Genomic DNA, 16,582 nt, shown 5'->3' on the forward strand with positions numbered 1-16,582 from the left:
TTGCGGGTGCTCTTCCCTCTTACCTGATGGGTGGGTGGGGGCGGGGAGTCCGTAGGGGCAGAGTCGGGGGCAGGGTTCGGAGGCTGACCGGGGCCCTGGCCGACGCACCGACGGCAGGCCGTTGCGGTGAGTGCGGCCAGGGCCCCGGTGTCAGGCCCGGGTGCGGCGGCGGCGCAGGGCGATGAAGCCCAGCGTGCCCGCTCCGGCCGTGATGAGGGCCGAGGCGGTCATGGTGGTCGCCGAGATGCCGCTGTTCCCGGTCTTGGCCAGTTGCGTGGTCGACCCGGAGGTTGTTCCGGAGATCGTTCCGGAGGATGTCGTGGTGGACGGGGAGGTGGTTGCCGTAGGCGATGTGGAGGGCGTGGCCGACGCGGTGGGGGTTGCCGAGGTGGAAGGCGTGGCCGAGGTGGTCGGGGTCGTGGTGCCGGTGTTGGCCGCCTTCACCGTGATCGACGCCGATGCTCCGCAGAACGTGGTGCCGGTGAACGGCGTCGATCCCGCGTTGACGAACGCGCAGGGGTGCACGGTGGTCTTTCCGGCCGGCGTGTTCTTGAGGTAGGTCACGCGGAACTTGGCGGTCGTGTCGCTGTGTGCCGCCAGGGCGGAGTCCTTGCCGGTGATGGCGAAGCCGTAGACGTCCGGTTCGGCGGGGGCGGTGATCGGCTTGAGTGTCGTCCAGGTTCCGGAGCGCAGCACCTGCACGGTGGCGTAGCGGCTGGTGAACAGTACGCCCGTCACGTTCTCGTACGCCGAGGACGTGGGGTTGGACACCGTGGCGCCGAAGGTCACCCCGGGTCCGCCCGCGGTGGCGGTGGTGGGGACGCCGGACAGGCCGGCGGTGAGTCCGTCGACCTTGACGGTGTCCTCGTCTGTGTCGTTGGCGGCGCCCGAAGTGCCGTAGGAGATCAGGGTGTTGAGCTTCAGGTGGTCGGCGCCGCCGTTGCTGTCGCCGTGGTGCGGGGTGCCCATGGGGAGGCCGAGGCGCAGGTGTACGGTCCGCGACTGGGCGGCGGCCAGTGCGAAGGACTCGGGCAGTTCGCCGGAGAACCGCGTCCCGGTCAGCGTCAGCGGCACGGTCTTCCATGCCGTTCCGCTGAGCCGGTACTGCAGGCTGACGGCGTTCGGCGGCAGGCCGGCGCCTCCGTCGATATGGTAGATCAACCGAGCCGAACTGGTGTCGTCCGTACCGACGTTGGACGCCGTGGTGGTGAACTCGACGGGTTGGCCCGCGAGTCCGATCTCCGCCGGTGCCGCGGTGGAGACGGTCAGGGCGGGCGGCTGCGAGTCCGTCGTCGCGGCCGTGGCCGCCGGCGCCAGGACGGCTCCGGTGGCGGCCAGCAGCAGGCCGGCCCCCGCGACCGTCACGGACGAACGCAGCGTGCGTGCAGTGCTGTTCAACGTTTCCCCCAGGATGCGTGTGCGGCGCGGTGGACTGCCATGCCGGAGATGACGGGCCGAACCGCCCGCCGTTCACGCCCAGTTGGACATTCCGCCCCGGCATCCCGTTGTGGCGTCCTGTGCGACGGTTCTGTCACCGGACGGTCGTGGTCTCGTGCGGCCGCCGGTGCCGGGGCTGTCCTATCGACCGGGTGCGGGGGCCGTCACGATCGGGTCGAGGAGCCGTCGCGGTGTGTTGATCGCCCTGGAGACGGGATCGCCCTCGCGGTCCGGCGCCCGGAAGCCGGGGCCGGGTTCGATCCGGATCTCCGGGACCGGCACGGCCGAACCGCATTCCCCGCAGCGTCCGTCGGGGTCGAGGAGACCGCCGTCGAGGTCGTGGCGGACGCCGCCGCGTGGCAGCCAGTCCTGGACGCGCTGGACGTGGCCGGACCGGTCCACGTGCTGAACCGGCGTGGGTGGCAGCCCAGCGGTGCGCTCGGCCCGGACTACTAGATGCGCACCGGGATCGACGACCTGGACCGCGTTCTTGCCGAGGTCGTCGCCCCCGAGGGCGCGGAGCAGGGGGTGGACCTGTTCGGCCGGAGGTGGCGGCGCGGCGCATGGGACCGTCCGTTCGCTCACGCTCTGCGAACCGGTCGTAGGGCCCTTCGGCCGTGGGGCGCTGGGCGCGCTGCGGGAGGCCGCCGAGGCCGACGACTTGGATCGAGCCCTGGAGATCGTAAACCTGGACGTGTCGGGATTCTCCGAGGAGTACGTGGCGCGACCGCGCCGCAGCGCCGTAGGGGAGATCCTCCGGCCGCCGGCCGCACCGCCGGCCCGGGAGCTGACGGGTCTCGACGAGCATGCCGTCGATCTGCGGGCGTTCGGCGCTCTCGACGGGCCCGTCACCCCGCTGGTGGGGGCCTTGAACGAGGACGTCGCACCGTTCGTGTCCGCGTTGCCGCGCGCCCGCGTCGTCGCCATGCCGGGGCGGGGCCGTGTAGGAGGCGTCGGTGTCCTTCGGGCGTCGACCGTGGGTCCAGTCCGTGTGTAGGACGCTGCGGAAGTCTGGGGGATCCGGGCCGGGACCTTCCTGGTACGCGGACGACGGGGGTGACTGATGACGAGGGACCTGAAGTTCCGGCGGTTCTCCGTGCACGGTTCCGAACACCACGCCTGCCCGGAGGCGGCTGTCGCGCCACCGGCCCTGCTGAGCCATGCGGCGTTGGTGGGGCGCATCCTCGAACTCACCCTGACCGGCGTGCGCGAGGCCGGGACGGCACCGGCGGAGGAGCCGCGGCATCGACCATGAGCAGGGCGTGGGCGCGGCGCACCGTGGCCCGTCGGGTGGGGCTCCCCACCCGACGGGCCACGGGTGCTCAGCGGGTCAGCGCGTGAGCGAGCGAGCGGTAGAAGGCGAGCACCCCGGGCTCCTTGGGGCTGAGGTGGCCGCGCGCCGCGTAACGGGACCCCACGGCACGCTGCACCGCTTCCAGTCCCCGCCGGTCCTCCTCGTTGACCCGCTCCGTGAACTCCGCCAGCGGCGGCCGAATGTTCTCGGCCCCCGCCTGTTCGACGAGTTGGCGCGGCATGACGGCGCCACCGCGTACAACGGTGCGGTCCGCGGACACCGGGATGAAGCTGAGCCAGGCGATCGTCTCGCCGAACGTGGCGACACTCGCGCACGGGAAGACGCGGAAGCTGTAGAGCACCTTGCGCTCGTCGGGGGTCAGCGGCAGGACCAGGGTCTCCATGGGCTGTCCCGCCGGGGTGAGCAGCCTGGTGACCAGGGGGGTGTCGACATGGACGTCCATGTCGATGCCACCGGTCATCAGGGGGCGCACGGTCTCGGGGTGGAATCCGATGGCGTGGTAGTTCTCGTGGGTGTTCTCGACCGCCACCTTCCAGTTGCAGTGCCAGTCCTCGGTCCAGGAGTAGACCTGCACCATGTCGTCGAGGCGGTAGTTGGTCATCTCCTCCTCGACGACCGAGAGGTGCGGCGCGAGCGGTTCGGGGTCGGCGGCCAGGCTCACGAAGACGAAACCGTGCCACTCCTCGACCGCGAAGCCGGGCAGTCGGCAGGAGGTGGGGTCGAAGGCGGTGTTGCCGCGCATATGGGTCGCGGCGATGAGCCGGCCGTCGAGGTCGTAGCGCCACAGGTGGTACGGGCAGGTCAGGTCCTGGGTGTGGCCCTCGCCCGGCTCGACCAGCGGCATGAGGCGGTGTCGGCAGACCGGGGACACCGCGTGCAGCAGGTCGTCGCGGCCGCGGGTGACCAGGACCTGTTCGCCCGCGATGTCGAGGGCCAGATAGTCGCCCGGTGCGGCCAGTTGGTCCGTGTGGGCGACCAGGATCCAGCCCTGCCGGAAGATCTTCTCCCGCTCCAGTTCGTACAGCTCGGTGGTGGCGAACGCGCCGGGGGGCAGGCTCAGTTGGGGCGGTGTCGGGGAGAGGTATTCGCGCAGCAGGCCGAGCAGGGCGGTGATGTCGGCCGCGGCTCCCGTGGTCGGTGTCATCGCGACCGTCCCAGCTCGCGGCCCTCCTCCGGCGTGATGGCGCCGAGCGCCTTCCACGCCTCGTCGTCCATCCAGGCCGGGATGCTGCTCTCGCCGTTGACTCCCTTCTCCACGAAGGCGATGTTGTGGTACGTGTGAACGGCGATCACCTGTGCCTGGGTGACCGTCCGCGCTCCCTCGGGCTTGGGGTCGAACTCCGCGTAGTGCAGGTCGTCCAGGAGCCGCTTCAGCAGGCCGATCGAGGTGTCGGGCGCGGTCTCGGCGCCCGCGGTGCCGCCGAACCGGGGCCAGTAGGCGGTCTGCAGATCCTCGATGACGTAGAGGCCGCCGGGGCGGACGTAGGGGAACAGCGCGTCGAAGGAGATCCGTACGTGCTCGTTCTCGTGGCTGCCGTCGTCGATGATGATGTCGAACGGGCCGTGTTTCTCGGCGAGTTCGCGCAGTGTGTCCGGGTCGCCCTGGTCGCCGGTGAGCGCGGTGAGCCGGGGCTGGTCGAGCGCGGACTTGTCGAACAGGTCGAGCCCGTACACCAGGCCGCGATGGAAGTACCGCTTCCACATCTTCAGCGAGGGACCGCCCAGGTCGCCCGCGTAACCGCCGATGCCGATCTCCAGCACCCGCACGGGCCGGTCCCGGTAGCGGGCGAAGTGGTGCTCGTAGTGCTGGGTGTACCAGTGGAAACTGGCCCATTTGTCGGAGCCGTACGCCACCGACAGCGCGCCGAGGCCGGGGCCCCCGGTCGTGCATCCGGACAGCAGCGTGCCGCCCGCCTGGTGCGTGGCCTGCAGGATCTGCGGCAACTCGGAGAGGTCGGCCGGTCGTTCGGGGAGGAAGACGTCGGTGAAGTCGCGGCTGTGGGGCGGCTGCGCGGGGCCGTACAGCCTGCGGACCAGGTCCGGGAGGGCGAAGCGGAAGTGCCGTCGGATCAGCACCGACGGATCGTCGGCGTCGAGCACCCGGATCGGCTCGCCCCGCACCATGCGCAGCACCGTGCGGCGCAGTTCGTCCCCGTGGGTCACCTCCAACGCGACGTCGACGGCTGTGGTGTTGACCGGATCCTCACAGCGGAACAGCACCTCGTCCACGAGGACGCCGGCCAGCCGCTGGAGCCCCGCTTCCTTCACGAGGAGGATGATCTCGGAGTCGGGTGCGGTGCCGGTCAGGACGAGCCGCTCGACAAGACTGTCCGGAGTCATGGGTCGGTTACCTTCTCCTCGGTTCGGGTGGGTGCGGGGTGTCGGCTGCGCGGTGTGCGGGAGGGGTGCACGCCGCGTCCGCGGCTCGGCGGATGCGTGCGACCGTAGGGACCGCGGCTCGAACAGGGGTCAAGCGGTGCTCGGGCTCGCCGGGGCGCGGGGTGGGCCGGTGCGTCGGTGGTGGTCGGGCGGATCCGGTGCGGGTCGGCGCCCAGCAGGTGGAACGTCTCGCGGGCCAGGCCGTACCGGGTCGTCGTGCCGGAGACGGTGCCGTGGCCTCATGACCCGGCCGTCGGGGCCGAGTTCGGCCGCGAGCCGGTCGATGCCGCCGAGCACGAAGTCGTCCCCGAGGCCGAGGGGGCGCTTCCGGGGGACGTGGGTCACGCGCGGTCCGGACCGGCTGCCGTCGCCGGCCGCGGCGGGGATCTCCGCGGAGGTGTGGGGGAGAGGCCGGAGGGAGTCGACGCCCCCGGCGAGTACCAGTGCCTTCACGGGATCCCTTTCTCGGTCGCCGACTGCCGCGGTGCTCGCATCGGACGTGGTCTCCTTCCGGGAATCACTGCACGGACAGGGCGCCGTCCACGGCGAACACGGTGCCGTTGGCGTATCCCGCGAGCGGGTCGGTGAGCCGGGCCACCCACCAGGCGATCTCCTCGGGGCTGCCGACGCGGCCGGAGGGGATGCGGGAACGGATGTCGTCGAGGAACGCCGCGTACTGCTCCGCGCTCGCGCCGTTGCGTGTGGCCATGCCGGTGTCGATGACGCCCGGTGCCACGGCCACCACCCGGATTCCGCGGGGCGCGAGTTCCACCGCCCAGGTCCTGGTCAGGAAGTCCAGGGCGGTCTTGGTGGCGCCGTAGACCGACATCCCGGGCCAGGCCCGGCGGCCGAGGGAGCCCGCGGTGCTGAGGTTCACGATCGTGCCGGAGCTCTTCTCCAGGGCGGTGAGCGCGCGGCGGGTCAGCAGCATCGGGGCGCGCAGATTGGTGGCGAGCTGGGCGTCGAGACCGGCGGGGTCGAGGGTGTCCAGGGTCCCGCCGATGCCGAGGGCGGCGTTGTTCACCAGCACGTCGAGCCGGCCGAAGTGCTCCAGCGCCGTCTCGACGACCGTGTCCGGTCCGTCGGGTGCGGTGATGTCCGTGGCGAGCGTTCTGATCCGGGGGTGCTCGCGGGCGGTCTCGCGCAGGGTGCCGGGGGTGCGGCCCACGACGAGGACCCGTGCGCCCTCTTCCGCGAACCGGTGGGCGACGGCGCGCCCGATGCCGGTGCCGCCGCCGGTGACGACGACGGCCCTGCCCTCCGGGGACGTCGCGGGGACGCCCGTGGGTGGGGATCCTGTGGTCTCTGCGGTGTTGTCGGTCACACCGCCGGACCGTACGGGCGGCCGCTCGAACCCCGCTCGACGCGGCGGCACTCCTGCCGGGTTCCAGCCGGGTTCGAGGCGGACCCTGTGGGGTGGCCGGGCAACAGCCGACCGGCCCGCAGGGCCGCAGAGCGCGAAGAGGGTGTGAGATGGCCGACGGCGCACGCCGCTGCCCGCCGGTGGGGCCGGTGCGGGTCACCCCGGAGGATGCCCGGTACGAGGATCTGATCAGAGGGGTCAACCACCGGTTCGCCGGCAGCCCGCAGGAGATACGTGTCGTCGGCACGGCCGAGCAGACCGTGGCGGCGGTGCAGGACGCCGTCGACGCGGGGCTGCGGCTCGCGGTGCGCAGCGGCGGGCACTGTCTCGACGACCTGGTGGACGGTCCGGACACCGCCTTCCTGATCGACCTGTCCGAACTGAACCAGGTGTACTACGACCCCGGCATGGGCGCCTTCGCGGTGGAACCGGGGGCCCGGCTGGGCGACGTCTACCGCACCCTCTACAAGGGGTGGGGGGTGACCGTGCCCGGCGGTGCGTCCCCCACCGTCGCCGCGGGCGGACACTTCGTCGGTGGCGGGTACGGCATGCTGACCCGCCGGTACGGATGCGTGGTCGACTTTCTCCAGGCGGTCGAGGTCGTCGTGGTCGACGCGTCGGGGAGGGCCCGGCTGGTGGTGGCGACCCGGGACGACGAGGGGGAGCTCGGCGATCTGTGGTGGGCGCACACGGGCGGTGGCGGCGGCACGTTCGGCGTGGTCACCCGGTACTGGCTGCGGACCGCCGACGCGTCCGGCACCGACCCCTCCGGTCTGCTGCCGCGGCCTCCGGCGGCGGTCCTGGACAGCCTGGTGACCTGGTCGTGGCAGGACATGAGCGAGGAGCGGTTCAGCCGGCTGATGCGCAACCACGCCGAGTGGCACGAGCGCAACAGCGCGCCCGACTCGCCGTACGCCTCCCTGTTCAGTGTGCTCGGCGTGATGCACCGCGCCTCCGGGGTGCTGCTGATGAGCACGCAGATGGACGCCACGGTCCCGGACGCGCGGGGCCTGCTGCAGGCGTACGTGGACGCGCTCGACGAGGGGGTGGGGCTGCGCCCCGCGCACACGGTGCGCTTCCGGCCGTGGCTGGAGACGACGCTCCATCCGACGCTGCCCGACACCGTCACCGGCATGCGCTCCAAGGGCAAGGCCGCGTATCTGCTCAAGGGGTACACGGACCGGCAGTTGGCCGCCCTGTACGAGGGCCTGACCGGTGAGGGGTACGCGAACCCGGGCGCCGGCGTGCTGTTCATGTCCTACGGCGGCGCGGTCCGTGCCGTGGCGCCGGACGCCACCGCCACGGCCCAGCGGAGCGCCGTACTGAAGGCGCTGTTCGTGACGCTGTGGCGGGAGGCGGACGAGGACGCCCGGCACCTGGACTGGATCCGGTGTCTGTACCGGGAGGTGTATGCCCACAGTGGCGGGGTGCCCGTGCCGGACGGGGCGAGTGACGGCACGTACGTCAACTACCCGGACACCGACCTCGCCGACCCGGAGTGGAACACCTCCGGGGTGCCCTGGTACACGCTCTGCTACAAGGACAACTACCCGCGGTTGCAGCGCGGGAAGGCCCGCTGGGACCCGAAGGGGATCTTCCGGCACGCCCTGTCGGTGGAGCCGGCGCGGGAGCAGGGGGCCTGACGCGGGTGGTGGGGCGGGAGCGTGATTTCGCCCCACCACCGGTGCGTTCAGTCGGTGTAGCGGGTGGAGTGGAAGGCGCCGGGTTCGGCGAGCGGGATCACCTCGAAGGTGAGGTGGGGGCTCAACGGGTTGTCGTAGAGGTGGCCGAGAAGTTCCTCGTGCGACTCGACCTCGTAGACGAGCAGGCCGCCCGCCGCGCCGACACGGACCCAGTTGTGCTTGATCACGCCCTTGTCCACCAAGGACTTGGTGTAGGCGAATCCCCGGGGGAGCCGGGCGCGGAACTCGTCTCCGTCGATGCCTCGCGGAGCCTGTGTGGCCAGAACGGCGAACAGTGCCATGACGGTGTCTCTCCTCCTGAGTGCGGTACGGGCTAGCCGGCCGGTCGCGCGGCGAGCCGCTCCAGTTCGGGGACGACGGCGGCCGGGCTCGGCTGGGCGGCCATCGCGTGCCGGAGCCGCTCGGCGCCGTCGACGTGGGCGGGCTTCGTCAGCAACTGCTCCAGCGCGTCGCGCAGTGCCGTGGGGGTCAGCCGGGCGGGTGGCAGGAACAGGCCCGCGCCCAACTCCTCGGTGCGCACGGCGCGGTAGACGTTGTCCCACATGGAGGCCAGCATCAGCTGGGGTACTCCGTGGACCGCGGCGGTCGACCAGGTGCCGGCGCCGCCGTGGTGCACGATCGCCGCGCAGGTGGGCAGCAGCACGTCCAGCGGCGTGAAGTCGACCACCCGGGTGTTGGGGGGCACCGAGGTGAGCTGCTCCCGGTCGGCCGCGTCGAGGATGGCGACCACTTCCGCGTCGAGATCGGCGACCGCCTCGAAGAAGTCGCCCACGGTCACCGCCCGTCCGTCGGGCGAGTCGATGGTGCGTACGCTCAGCCCCTTGGTCAGACAGACCCGGGGCCGCTCGGGATCCTGTCGCAGCCACGGCGGGACCACGGCGGGAACCGGCCCGTTGTACGGCACGTGGCGCAGGGGGACGGTGTGCTGCCCGGGGGCCAGCCGCAGTTCGGGCGGCATCTGCTCGATGCGCCACAGTCCTCGGGCCACCTTCTCGGTGAAGTCCCGTCCGTGGCGGCCGAGTTGGCGGGTCAGCCAGTCCCGCAGTGGATCGGCCCCGGGCGTGCTGCCGGGATCCGTCCCCGCGTGCCGGAGGTGGTCGAGGAGCGCGTCCCGCATGAGTGCGAAGAGGTCGGGCCCCCACAGCAGCCGGGCGTGGGGTACGCCGGTCACATGCGCGGCGACGGCCCCGGCGAAGGTGAACGTCTCCCAGACGACGAGGTCCGGACGCCAGGTGCGGCACAGCGCGACGAGGTCGTCGACGGTGCGGTCGCTGCCGACGCGGGAGTAGAAGGCGTCGGTGAGCAGCGCGCTGCTGGTGCGCAGGAACTCCAGGCCGTCAGGTCCGGTGGCGTCCCGGCGCAGGTCCCGGCCCTCGTGGTGGGCGTAGATCAGCGGCCCCTGCCGGGCCATGACGCGAGCGAGGCCGGGGTCGTCGCCCACCGGCACGGCGGTGAGCCCCGCGGCGGTGACGCCGCCGATCAGGGGTGGTTGTGCGGCCACCCGCACCTCGTGGCCCGCGGTCCGCAGGGCCCAGGCCAGCGGCACGCAGCCGTTGAAGTGGGCATCGAGTGGCGGCACGGTGATCAGAACGCGCATCGGGTCCCTCTTCGCCGGTGGTCCGGAAACCCGTCCAGACTCGCCGGGGACACTTGAGCGCGCCTGGATTCCCGGCAGGGCCGATGCCCGTACACCAATTTCCCGTTCACTTCACAAGGCTTCGCGACCGTTCGGATTTGACAGCCGGAATTAATTCTGTTCTCGGAATGGATAACCCGCACCGGCTTGACTTTCTGTAAAAACCTGCTCCGGGTCACCCCGCGAAATAGCCGGGCACATTGTCCGGATCTTTTCGGTCGTCGAGCTGTACTCAAGCCGCCCTCCCTAACGTCGCCGCCGCCCCATGGCGGGGCCGACCATCCGAACGACGAAGGAGCACCCGTGCCGACGGACGCCATCACCGCCCTGGAGACCACCCTCATCCGGCTGTCGGAACGCTCCGACGCGGACATCGCCGCCGGCCTCGCCGAACTGGGCGTGGCCCGCTGCGCCGAGGCGCTGCTGCGTGAGACCGCCGACCGGGCCCGCCTCTTCCCCGAGCCCGCGGCGAAGACCCCGGTGGCGGTACGGCTGCGGCTGGGCGAGGAGCAGTCGGCGTACACGATCACCCTGGGCGGCGGCACCGGGGAGGTGGCGCAGGGAGCGGACGAGGCGGTGCGGGCCCGGCTCACCCAGGACCTGGTGGAGTTCCTGCGCGCCGTCTACGGGACGCCGGGCCGGCACGACGCCACCCGTGAGCTGCTGGTCACCGAGCCCGACCGTCCCGTGCTCGACCCGGCCGACCCCGACCACGCGGAACGCGCCGCCGCCGTGACGGCCCTGTACCAGCTGGTCGGCGCACTCTCCCGGCCGCACCGCTCGCTGAACGAGCTCGCCGTGCGCTTCCGGTCCGACAAGTGGGGCGGGCACTGGTACACGCCCCACTACGACCGCTACTTCGCGCCGCTGCGGGACCAGGCCGTCAACCTCCTGGAGATCGGTATCGGCGGCTACGACGATCCCGACCAGGGCGGGGCCTCGCTGCGTATGTGGAAGCACTACTTCCCACGCGGCACGGTGCAGGGCCTGGACGTCCACGAGAAGCGCGGCATCGCCGAGCCCCGGCTGGAGCCGCTGCTCGGTGACCAGTCCGACGCCTCGTATCTGGCGGCCCTGGCCCTGGAGAAGGGCCCCTTCGACATCGTCATCGACGACGGCAGCCACCTCAACGACCATGTGCTGACCTCCTTCCGGGCGCTGTTTCCACACGTGCGGCCCGGTGGTCTGTACGTGATCGAGGACACCCAGACCGCGTACTGGCCGGGGTGGGGCGGCAACGAACGGGACCTGAACGACCCGGCCACCTCCATGGGGTTCGTCAAGGCACTGGTCGACGGGCTCAACCACCAGGAACGAACCCCGGTGGGCGACGCGGGCCCCTCTCCCGCCGCGCACTGGGAACGGAGCATCGGCGCGGTGCACGTCCACCACAACCTGGTCGTCGTGGAGAAGAGCGTGAACACCGAGCAGGGCGCCCCCTCCTGGGTTCCGCGCGATGTCGACCCGCGCAGCTGGTACACGGCGCCGGAACGCGGCGAATAATTTCGGCCATGGAACCGCCGCCGATGTATATTCCGGCGGCGGTTCCGTCATGTCGACCACTCCGGCGTGTTTATCCTGGATTCCCGTGTGCACTGCGCGTCGGCCCGTCGGCGTCTCGTATTCCGAAAGACAGGACCACCGGATGGATGTATTGGAAACCCCCGGATTTCCCGGCCTTTTGCAGGCGACGTTCGTACCGGACGCCGAGGTGCCGGGGCAGGGGCGCATGGCCTTCTGGGGTACGGCGGACCCGGCGGCGTACGCCGTGGCGGCGGGCCTGCTCGGCCGGGCGGACGACACACGGGCCCTCGACCGGCTGCCCACACTCCTGCCTCGCGACGGCCGGCTGGTCGACGCGGACGTGCCCGCACTGCTGGTGCCGCTGAGCGAGGTACTGCGCACGCTGGCCCACCTCGTGCCGGGGGACGACGACGCCCGGCTCGGCCGGTCGGTGCACGCCTGGTCGGTGGCCGTGCGCTGGGCCCTGGAACACGTGGTCGCCGGGCACACGATTCCCTTCCTCCGCCCGGCGCCGGATGCGCGGGCCCTGGCGCACTGGCGTGTCGAACCGGCCGGCGACCCACGTCTGGACACGCTCGCCGAGGCACTGCCGGGGGCGGCACACGCACTGCGGCTGACGGGACCGTCCGACGCCGGAGCCGTCGTCACCGACGGCCCCGTCGGTGACCGGGTCTGGTCGGCGCGGGCACTGCTGGGTGCCTTCGGTGACGCCGTCGCCGACGCCTGTGTACGGGCGGCTGCCCCGGCGGCCGCGGCACGGACCCCGGAGGCCGGTGGCGTCGGTGCGTGGATCGCCGCGCTGACGGGGGACCGGGCGGAGACAGCGCATCCCGGTGCTCCGTCCGTCGATGCCGTCGGACGGTGGGCGGCCGCCGCCGCGGGTGAGCGCGTCGTGGGCCGGCTGTGTCTGCGGCTGGGGCTGCCGGAGGGGCCGGACGCGCCCTGGCCGTTGACCCTCCATCTGCAGGCCGCGGACGAACCGGCGCTGTTGCTGCCCGCGCAGCGGGTGTGGAGCAGCCAGGCCTCGGCGATACCGCTCGGCGACCGCCTCCTGGACCATCCGCAGGAGACACTGACCGCGTCGCTCGGTGTCGCCGCCCGCTGGTTCAGGCCCGTGGCCGTCTGCCTCGGCGAGGCGCGGCCCGCCCAGGTGCGGCTCACCCCCATGGAGGCCGCCGACCTGTTCGGCGACGCGGGCAACGACCTGCGCAACGCGGGCATCGAGGTGATCGTCCCGCGGGAACTGGCCGACGGCGACCGTTCGCTCGGGCCCCGGCTGCGCGTCGGGTCCCGTCGCGGCGGCAGGCGTGGCGACACCGCCGGGACCCGGCACCGTACCGTCACCTACCGCTGGGAGGCGGTGGTGGGCGACGAGGTGGTGACCGCGGACGAGGTGGCCGAACTGGCCGCGCGCGGGGAACCGTTCGCGCTCTGGCGCGGTTCGTGGGTACGGGTCGACTGCGAGCGCGTGGCCGAACTGGCCGCCCTGGTGGGGCGGACCGGACGGCTGTCCACCGCCGAGGCCCTGTCCGTCGCGCTGTGCGGCCGGCACCGTACGGAGGAGTTCGGCGACGTGCCCGCGCTGGCCGAGGGCTCGGTCGCCGAGCTGGTCGGCCGCCTGCGCGAGGCGATCGCGAACGAGGAGCCCCGACTCATCGGTGTGCAGGCCGACTTGCGCGACTACCAGAAGCGCGGCGTCGCCTGGCTCCAGTCGCTGACCGAGCTGGGCTTCGGTGCCCTGCTCGCCGACGACATGGGCCTCGGCAAGACCCTCCAGACCATCGGCCTGCTCGCCGGACGGCCCCGCGAACGGCCGCAACTCGTCGTCTGTCCCACCTCGGTGGTCAGTAACTGGTCCCGCGAGGCGGCCCGTTTCGCCCCGGACCTCGATGTCGTACGGCATCACGGGCCCCAACGGGCCACCCGCCCCGAGGAGTTCACCCCCGGCACGGTCCATGTGACCAGTTACGCGCTGCTGCGTCTGGACGCCGAGCTGCTGACCTCGGTCGACTGGGATCTGGTCGTGCTCGACGAGGCCCAGCAGATCAAGAACCAGGCGGCACAGACCGCACGCACCGCCTGCCGGCTGACGGCGCAGGCCCGGGTGGCCCTGACCGGCACCCCGGTCGAGAACCGGCTCTCCGAGCTGTGGTCGATCATGCACTTCGCCAACCCGGGCCTGCTCGGCTCGCACCACCGCTTCAAGGAGCAGCTCGCCGTACCCATCGAGCGCGACGGCGACACCCGCTCCGCCGAGCGGCTGCGCACCGTCACCGCGCCGTTCATGCTGCGGCGGATGAAGAGCACGGTCGTCGACGAACTGCCCGCCAAGCTGGAGTCCACGGTGTCGTGCGACCTGACCCCGGAGCAGACGGAGCTGTACCGGGCCGCGGTGGACGAGGCGTTCGGCACGGGCGAGGAGGGGTTGGGCACCGGCATCCAGCGGCGGGGCAACGTCCTGCGGCTGCTCACCCACCTCAAGCAGATCTGCAACCATCCGGCCCAGTACCTCGGAGCGGAGGACACCGACGCGGGGCAGCTCGCCGGGCGCTCCGGCAAGCTGGAGCGGGCCACCGACATGCTCGGCGAGGTGGTGGCGGCGGGCGAGCGGGCGCTGGTGTTCACCCAGTACCGGGTGATGGGCGACCTGCTGGCGAGCCATCTGTCGGCACAACTCGGCCTGGACCGCGTCCCGTTCCTGCACGGCGGGACCTCACCGGAGCAGCGGGACCGGATGGTGCACGCCTTCCAGGAGGACGACGACGCACCGCCGTTGCTGCTCATCAGCCTCAAGGCGGGCGGCTTCGGCCTGAACCTGACCCGCGCCTCACATGTGATGCACTACGACAGGTGGTGGAACCCCGCCGTCGAGGACCAGGCCACGGACCGCGCCCACCGCATCGGCCAGACCAAGACCGTGCTGGTGCACAAGCTGGTCACCGCCGACACGTTCGAGGAGCGCATCGACGCCCTTCTGCAGAGCAAGCGTTCGCTGGCCGACGCGGTCGTCGGCACCGGCGAGACCTGGCTGACCGAGCTGGACGACGAGGCGCTGCGCGCCCTGGTCCGGCTCGCCGACTCGGGAGACACCGTATGAGCCCGGCCACCGGCCGCAGCACCATCACCCGCGAGCGACAGCAGACCTTCGGCGCTACCTGGTCGAGCAGGCGCTGGATCCGGGCCCTGGAGTCGCTCGGCGCCACCTACCCCAACACCCGTCTGCCCCGCGGCCGTTCGCTGGCCCGCAACGGCGCCGTGCAGGGGTTGCAGGTCCGCCCGGGCGAGGTGACCGCGCGGGTCGAGCAGGGCGGGCGCACCTACCAGGTGACGCTCAACCTGCCCGTGTTCACCGACGAGGAGTGGGAGGCGGCGGTGCGTGCCCTCGCGGGTCAGCTCCAGCACGCGGCCGGTCTGCTCCAGGGCCGGATGCCGGAGAGCATCGACGAGACCTTCGGGCAGGTGGGGCTCACACTGTTCCCCCGGCGCGGTGAGTTCTCGTCGCAGTGCGGATGCCGCGACACCGGTGATCCGTGCGTCCACGGCGCGGCCGTGCACTACACGTTCGCCGGTGCCCTTGAGGACAACCCCTTCCTGCTGCCCGCACTGCGCGGCCGCAACCGGGAGGAAATGCTCGCCGGGCTCCGTGCGGCACGCAGCGCACCGTCCGGCGAAACACCCGCCGGCCCCGCCGAACTCTCCGCCGACGAGGGCTTCTTCGCCGGCGGTGACCTGACCGGGGTGGCACTGCACCCGCTGCCGCCCGCCGCCCCGGACCGGATGGTGCGCAGACTCGGTCCGCCACCGGGCGGCAACGAGGCCGACACCGAGGCGCTCGCCGAACTGGTGCGGCGGGCCGCCGGGTACGCCTGGGGAATCCTGAGCGGCGACAGCGGCGACAGCGGCGACAGCGGCGACGAGGAGCAGCGGGCGGAGGGTGACTGACCTGCCGGGACGGGCTGGGCCTTCGAGCCCCGGTCGAGCCGGCGGGGCGACGATGGCGCCTGCGGATCCCGCCCACGCCCAGGAGGAGGCAACCCCCAGGTGATCACCTTTGTCAACCGCTTCGACGTGCACGGCTCCACGGTGGAGTTCGAGCGCGTCTTCGACGAGACCTCGCGGTTCTTCAGCGCCCGGCCCGGCTTTCTGCGGCACCGTCTGCTGCGCCATGCGGACCAGCCCGGCACGTACGTCAACATCGCCGAGTGGGAGAGTCGGGAACACTTCCAACAGGCCGTTTCCCAACCGGAGTTCGCCCCGCACGCGCGGGCCCTGCGGGAACTGAGCACCAGCGATCCCAACCTGTACGTCGACGTTCTGGAGCGCACCGTGGCGGACCGGACGCAGGCATGACGGAACCGCTGTCCGGCCGGCCGGTACCGGCCGGCCGGACAGCGGTGTCGCACGGTCGTCAGCCTGCGAGCAGAGGGCTGGGGCGGCCGGGATCGCCGGTCTCCGACTCCCCGTTCAGGATGGACTGGTGCAGCCGCTGGAGCCGGGCGCCCGGTTCGATGCCGAGCTCCTCGCCCACGCTGCGGCGCAGCCTGCGGAACTCCTCCAGCGCCCGCCAGGTGCTGCCCGCCCGGTGGAAGGCCGTCATGAGCTGGGCGCTGAGGTTCTCGTTCAGCGGGTGGCGGGCGGTGAGCACCCGCAGTTCCGGGATGAGCAACGCCTGTCGGCCCAGACGGAGTTCGGCCGTGATGCGCTGCTCCAGTACCTGCATCCGGGTCTCCTCCATGCCGATGGCCTCCAGCTCCAGGACCGTGCCCCGGGGCACGTCCTCCAGCGCGGGCCCGCGCCAGATGCCCAGGGCCCGGGCCAGCAGGTCCGCGGCCACCGGCGGATCTCCGGCCTCCAGCGCGATGGCGCCGCGCAGGGCCAGGTCCTCGAAGGCGTTCAGGTCGTGCTCCTCGACGACGGCGGCGAGCCGGTAGCCCCCGAAGGACATACCCAGGACGTCCTTCGGGGACGCCGCACAGTCCTCGGGCAGCGCTCTGGCGATGGCCCGCCGCAGATGGAGTATGTACGTCTGCAGGGTGGTCGAGGCGCTGCGCGGCGGGGAGTCCCCCCACAGCTCCTCCATCAGGGTCGCCACCGGCACGGCACGTCCCACCCGCAGCGCCAGGAGGGCGAGGACCTGCCGGGGCTTTCCGGCCGTGGGGACGATCGAGCAGCCGCCCAGTTCGGCGTGGAGCGGGCCGAGGACACCGAGTTGCATCCGCATGAGT

General features: G+C 72.0%; 16 protein-coding genes. 7 read left to right on the forward strand and 9 right to left on the reverse strand.

From position 1 onward, the window contains the following. Window positions 1–150 precede the first annotated feature (150 nt). Both OG496_RS42605 and OG496_RS42610 read right to left on the reverse strand, forming a co-directional pair. Window positions 151–1,398: a hypothetical protein gene (locus OG496_RS42605; protein WP_405974672.1), complete on the reverse strand. Its 1,248-nt coding sequence runs from the start codon at window positions 1,396–1,398 to the stop codon at window positions 151–153. 180 nt (window positions 1,399–1,578) lie between these two features. Continuing rightward, the gene (locus OG496_RS42610; RefSeq protein WP_405974673.1) at window positions 1,579–2,022 is read right to left on the reverse strand and encodes a hypothetical protein; all 444 of its coding nucleotides are present in this window, start codon (window positions 2,020–2,022) and stop codon (window positions 1,579–1,581) included. A 133-nt stretch (window positions 2,023–2,155) separates the two neighbouring features. Between OG496_RS42610 and OG496_RS42615 the strand changes: the two genes are divergently transcribed. Further along, window positions 2,156–2,434: a hypothetical protein gene (locus OG496_RS42615; RefSeq protein WP_405974674.1), complete on the forward strand. Its 279-nt coding sequence runs from the start codon at window positions 2,156–2,158 to the stop codon at window positions 2,432–2,434. A gap of 66 nt (window positions 2,435–2,500) precedes the next feature. Next, window positions 2,501–2,692: a hypothetical protein gene (locus OG496_RS42620; RefSeq protein ID WP_366492994.1), complete on the forward strand. Its 192-nt coding sequence runs from the start codon at window positions 2,501–2,503 to the stop codon at window positions 2,690–2,692. Between the two features lie 67 nt (window positions 2,693–2,759). Here the strand turns inward: OG496_RS42620 and OG496_RS42625 are convergent, their stop codons facing one another. The 4 genes from OG496_RS42625 to OG496_RS42640 all read right to left on the reverse strand — a co-directional run bounded on the left by OG496_RS42625 (window position 2,760) and on the right by OG496_RS42640 (window position 6,455). Then, window positions 2,760–3,896: an aromatic ring-hydroxylating dioxygenase subunit alpha gene (locus OG496_RS42625; protein ID WP_405974675.1), complete on the reverse strand. Its 1,137-nt coding sequence runs from the start codon at window positions 3,894–3,896 to the stop codon at window positions 2,760–2,762. Beyond that, window positions 3,893–5,092, reverse strand: coding sequence for a hypothetical protein (locus OG496_RS42630; RefSeq protein WP_405974676.1), 1,200 nt, complete (start codon window positions 5,090–5,092; stop codon window positions 3,893–3,895). The genes OG496_RS42625 and OG496_RS42630 overlap by 4 nt, the downstream gene beginning before the upstream one ends. A gap of 129 nt (window positions 5,093–5,221) precedes the next feature. After that, entirely contained in the window at window positions 5,222–5,584 is a 363-nt protein-coding gene (locus OG496_RS42635; RefSeq protein WP_366492991.1) for a hypothetical protein, read from the reverse strand. A gap of 64 nt (window positions 5,585–5,648) precedes the next feature. After that, entirely contained in the window at window positions 5,649–6,455 is an 807-nt protein-coding gene (locus tag OG496_RS42640; RefSeq protein WP_399393260.1) for an SDR family NAD(P)-dependent oxidoreductase, read from the reverse strand. A gap of 149 nt (window positions 6,456–6,604) precedes the next feature. Here OG496_RS42640 and OG496_RS42645 point away from each other — a divergent pair, with 149 nt between their 5' ends. Then, window positions 6,605–8,137, forward strand: a complete 1,533-nt coding sequence (locus OG496_RS42645) for an FAD-dependent oxidoreductase (protein WP_405974677.1) — start codon at window positions 6,605–6,607, stop codon at window positions 8,135–8,137. A 47-nt stretch (window positions 8,138–8,184) separates the two neighbouring features. Here OG496_RS42645 and OG496_RS42650 read toward each other — a convergent pair whose 3' ends face one another. Together OG496_RS42650 and OG496_RS42655 are read right to left on the reverse strand one after the other, a co-directional pair. After that, entirely contained in the window at window positions 8,185–8,478 is a 294-nt protein-coding gene (locus OG496_RS42650; RefSeq protein ID WP_399393257.1) for a muconolactone Delta-isomerase family protein, read from the reverse strand. Between the two features lie 32 nt (window positions 8,479–8,510). After that, window positions 8,511–9,794 (reverse strand): activator-dependent family glycosyltransferase, encoded by a 1,284-nt coding sequence (locus tag OG496_RS42655; RefSeq protein WP_405974678.1) that lies wholly within the window; start codon window positions 9,792–9,794, stop codon window positions 8,511–8,513. Window positions 9,795–10,136: 342 nt separating this feature from the next. Between OG496_RS42655 and OG496_RS42660 the strand changes: the two genes are divergently transcribed. The 4 genes from OG496_RS42660 (at window position 10,137) to OG496_RS42675 (ending at window position 15,707) form a co-directional block, all read left to right on the forward strand. After that, entirely contained in the window at window positions 10,137–11,336 is a 1,200-nt protein-coding gene (locus OG496_RS42660) for a class I SAM-dependent methyltransferase (RefSeq protein WP_405974679.1), read from the forward strand. A 142-nt stretch (window positions 11,337–11,478) separates the two neighbouring features. After that, window positions 11,479–14,454: a DEAD/DEAH box helicase gene (locus OG496_RS42665; RefSeq protein ID WP_405974680.1), complete on the forward strand. Its 2,976-nt coding sequence runs from the start codon at window positions 11,479–11,481 to the stop codon at window positions 14,452–14,454. Continuing rightward, entirely contained in the window at window positions 14,451–15,299 is an 849-nt protein-coding gene (locus OG496_RS42670) for a hypothetical protein (RefSeq protein ID WP_405974681.1), read from the forward strand. The genes OG496_RS42665 and OG496_RS42670 overlap by 4 nt, the downstream gene beginning before the upstream one ends. Before the next feature lie 99 nt (window positions 15,300–15,398). Next, the gene (locus OG496_RS42675) at window positions 15,399–15,707 is read left to right on the forward strand and encodes an antibiotic biosynthesis monooxygenase family protein (protein WP_399393247.1); all 309 of its coding nucleotides are present in this window, start codon (window positions 15,399–15,401) and stop codon (window positions 15,705–15,707) included. 58 nt (window positions 15,708–15,765) lie between these two features. Here the strand turns inward: OG496_RS42675 and OG496_RS42680 are convergent, their stop codons facing one another. Beyond that, window positions 15,766–16,578 (reverse strand): AfsR/SARP family transcriptional regulator, encoded by an 813-nt coding sequence (locus tag OG496_RS42680; RefSeq protein ID WP_366492982.1) that lies wholly within the window; start codon window positions 16,576–16,578, stop codon window positions 15,766–15,768. Window positions 16,579–16,582: the final 4 nt, after the last annotated feature.

Origin of the sequence: Streptomyces sp. NBC_00988 (assembly GCF_045162645.1) — a bacterium.
Classification (GTDB): Bacteria; Actinomycetota; Actinomycetes; order Streptomycetales; family Streptomycetaceae; genus Streptomyces.

Bases quoted from the DNA above. Each gene is read 5' to 3' on its own strand.
- OG496_RS42620 (WP_366492994.1), top strand. From the start codon at position 2,501: ATGACGAGGGACCTGAAGTTCCGGCGGTTCTCCGTGCACGGTTCCGAA.
- OG496_RS42625 (WP_405974675.1), bottom strand. From the start codon at position 3,896: ATGACACCGACCACGGGAGCCGCGGCCGACATCACCGCCCTGCTCGGC.
- OG496_RS42630 (WP_405974676.1), bottom strand. From the start codon at position 5,092: ATGACTCCGGACAGTCTTGTCGAGCGGCTCGTCCTGACCGGCACCGCA.
- OG496_RS42645 (WP_405974677.1), top strand. From the start codon at position 6,605: ATGGCCGACGGCGCACGCCGCTGCCCGCCGGTGGGGCCGGTGCGGGTC.
- OG496_RS42650 (WP_399393257.1), bottom strand. From the start codon at position 8,478: ATGGCACTGTTCGCCGTTCTGGCCACACAGGCTCCGCGAGGCATCGAC.
- OG496_RS42655 (WP_405974678.1), bottom strand. From the start codon at position 9,794: ATGCGCGTTCTGATCACCGTGCCGCCACTCGATGCCCACTTCAACGGC.
- OG496_RS42665 (WP_405974680.1), top strand. From the start codon at position 11,479: ATGGATGTATTGGAAACCCCCGGATTTCCCGGCCTTTTGCAGGCGACG.
- OG496_RS42670 (WP_405974681.1), top strand. From the start codon at position 14,451: ATGAGCCCGGCCACCGGCCGCAGCACCATCACCCGCGAGCGACAGCAG.
- OG496_RS42680 (WP_366492982.1), bottom strand. From the start codon at position 16,578: ATGCGGATGCAACTCGGTGTCCTCGGCCCGCTCCACGCCGAACTGGGC.